The sequence below is a fragment of the Nocardioides sp. NPDC058538 genome (assembly GCF_042719275.1).
GTDB lineage: Bacteria > Actinomycetota > Actinomycetes > Propionibacteriales > Nocardioidaceae > Nocardioides.
The window spans coordinates 1-2849 of the sequence record NZ_JBHXNY010000075.1 but is presented as its reverse complement, the minus strand read 5'-3'; the positions used below and the strand labels follow the sequence as shown (position 1 = coordinate 2849).

Genomic DNA, 2849 nt, shown 5'->3' with positions numbered 1-2849 from the left:
AGTGGTCACGGAGGTGCCCACTCGACCGACGTAGCTGACGCTTCGGCGAGTTGGGGTCAGGCGGCGCAGAGCCGTTCGTGCCAGGCCAGCGCGGTGATGTCGGTGAGCGAGGCGACCTGGTCGATCACGACGCGGAGCCGGGCGGCGTCGTCGGCCGCGGCGTGCCAGTCGTCGGCGAACTGCCGGTCGAGGTCATTCGGCCCGGTGGCGACCAGGTGCTCGAGGAGCTCGCCGAGCAGGTTGCGCTGACGGTCCATCTTCACGGCTCGCTCGTCGGTGCGCATCACGTAGTGCGCCGCGATCCCCTTCAGCAGCGCGATCTCCAGGCGGGTCTGCTCCGGCACCACCAGATCGGCGCCGTAGCGGACGTAGGGACCGCCGCCGGCGGCGTACGTCGCCTCCCGCACCGTCCCGCAGAACCGGCCGATGACGTCGGAGGTCAGGTTCTTGAGCATGGCTCGCGAGCGACGAGAGGCGTCGTACACGGCGCCCTCGGGGATCCAGCAGCCGGCGGCGTCGAGGTCGGCGATGGTCGAGACCGCGACAGCGCGGTCGAAGCCGGGGACGTACCAGTCGGCGACGGTCGCGGCGACGCCGTCGAGGTCGAGGCGGGCGAGGTCGACCTTGCCGGCGACGATGCCGTCCTCGACGTCATGGACGGAGTAGGCGACGTCGTCGGAGAGGTCCATGATCTGCGCCTCGACGCACTGCCGCTGTCCGGCATCCGCGGCGCGCAGCCAGGTGAAGACCGGCAGGTCGTCCTCGTAGACGCCGAACTTCGATCCCTTGCGCTCACCGAAGCCCCACGGGTACTTCGTGCACGCGTCCAGCGTCGCCCGGGTCAGGTTGAGCCCGACCGAGCGCCCCTCGGCGTCGAAGGTCTTCGCCTCCAGCCGGGTCAGGATGCGCAGCGTCTGCGCGTTGCCCTCGAACCCACCGATCCCCTTCGCCTGCTCGGCGAGCACGTTCTCGCCGTTGTGCCCGAACGGCGGGTGCCCGAGGTCGTGTGCGAGGGCCGCGGTCTCGGCGATGTCGGGCTGTGGCGAGTCCGGGCCGTTCAAGGCACGCGACAGGTCGCGCGCGACCTGGGCGACCTCGAGCGAGTGGGTCAGCCGGTTGCGTACGAAATCGTCGGCCTGCGGCCCCACCACCTGAGTCTTCGCCGCCAGCCGCCGAGTCGAGGCGGCATGCACCACGCGGGCGCGGTCGCGCTCGAACTGCGTACGCTCCGGCGCGACCACCCGCTTGGGCGGCTCGGCGACGATCCGCTCGCGGTCGGCGGCCCCATATAGCTCCACGGTTGAGAGGCTAACGGCTGCGGCCCCCAGTGGCGCCATGGCCGCCCTCAGGGCAGCAGGATCGCGAAGTCCTCCGCGTTGAAACCGGCCGTCGACATGACGTCGTCGAGCGTGATCCCCGAGAGCTCCTCGAGGACGGCGCGGGCCACGCGGCGGTCGAGGTCGACGAGCACGCCCTGGATGTTGGCACCCACCGCGCAGGCGGGGTTGGGGCCATGGATCCCGAGGACCTGGTCGTCGCCCTGCAGCACCTGCCACACCTGGGCGAGGTTCACCGTCTTCGGGTCGACCGCCAGCTCCCATCCCCCATGGGCGCCGGGACGGGACCGAACCAGGCCTGCCGTACGCAGCGGACCGAGCACCTTGCGCACATGGACCGGGTTGACCGCGGTGCTGCCGGCGAGCTCGTCGGAGCTGACGGGGGCCGTGCGGCCGGCCGCAGCGCAGGAGGCGAGGTATGTCAGGACGTGGACGGCCACCGCGAAACGGGTGTTCGTCGGGGCGGCCATACCCCCATCTTGCCTTATTGCCATCACTATGACTACATTTATGAAACCGTCATCGCCGCGACTACAGTTACGGCACTACCGATAGGACTCCCATGACCATCGCCATCACCGGCGCCTCCGGCCAGCTCGGCCGCCTCGTCGCCGACCAGCTCCTCACCACCGTCGACCCCGCCGAGGTCGTGCTCCTCACCCGCGATCCCGCGAAGCTCGCGGACTACGCCGAGCGCGGTGCCGACGTACGTGCCGCCGACTTCAGCAAGCCCGACGAGCTGGTCGAGGCCTTCGACGGCGTCGAGCGTGTACTGCTGATCTCCACCGACGCCGTCGGCGCCCGCGTCGAGGGCCACCTCGCCGCGATCGATGCGGCCGTCAAGGCGGGCGTGCGCCACCTGGCCTACACCTCGGTCTCCGAGCCGACCGCGGACAACCCTGCCGGCGTCGTCGCCGACCACGCCGCCACCGAGGACGCGCTGCGCGAGAGCGGCCTGGCCTGGACCATGCTCCGCAACAACCTCTACGCCGACATGCAGGTCGACTCCGTCGCCCAGGCCGCCGCGACGGGACAGCTGGTCACCAACACCGGCAATGGCGGCGCGGCCTACGTCACCCGGGCCGACTGCGCGGCTGTCGCCGCCGGGGTCCTGACGAGCGAGGGACACGAGGGCCAGGCGTACGACGTCACCGGCCCGCACGCCTACACCGCGGCCGACCTGGCCGAGCTCGCCACCCAGAGGTCCGGCAAGCCGGTCGAGGTCGTCCAGGTCGACGACGAGGCCTACACCGCCGGTCTGGTCTCCGCCGGGCTCCCGGACTTCATCGCCCCGCTGCTCACCTCGTTCGGCACCGCGACCCGGCTCGGCAAGCTCGCCACCGTCACCGACGTCGTCGAGCAGGTCGGTGGCCGCAAGCCCACTCCCCTCAGCGCCCTGGTCTGAGGAGCAGCCAGCCCCCGCCGAGTCGGCTCGTTCTGACCGGAGATCCCGCCGAGCCCGCGCGGCAGGAAGGGCCGGCGCGGCGGACTAGCTGTCTAGTAAAAACTAAA

General features: G+C 71.0%; 3 protein-coding genes. 1 reads left to right on the top strand and 2 read right to left on the bottom strand.

Annotated elements, in window-relative coordinates:
* Positions 1–56 precede the first annotated feature (56 nt).
* Complete coding sequence (locus ACFWQC_RS28255; protein ID WP_378686148.1) at positions 57–1298, bottom strand: deoxyguanosinetriphosphate triphosphohydrolase; 1242 nt, start codon at positions 1296–1298, stop codon at positions 57–59.
* A gap of 47 nt (positions 1299–1345) precedes the next feature.
* On the bottom strand, positions 1346–1807 hold the full coding sequence (locus ACFWQC_RS28250) for an Rrf2 family transcriptional regulator (protein ID WP_378686145.1): 462 nt from the start codon (positions 1805–1807) through the stop codon (positions 1346–1348).
* A gap of 92 nt (positions 1808–1899) precedes the next feature.
* On the opposite strand from ACFWQC_RS28250, the gene ACFWQC_RS28245 reads away from it, so the two are divergent.
* Positions 1900–2742: an SDR family oxidoreductase gene (locus ACFWQC_RS28245; RefSeq protein WP_378686142.1), complete on the top strand. Its 843-nt coding sequence runs from the start codon at positions 1900–1902 to the stop codon at positions 2740–2742.
* Positions 2743–2849 lie beyond the last annotated feature (107 nt).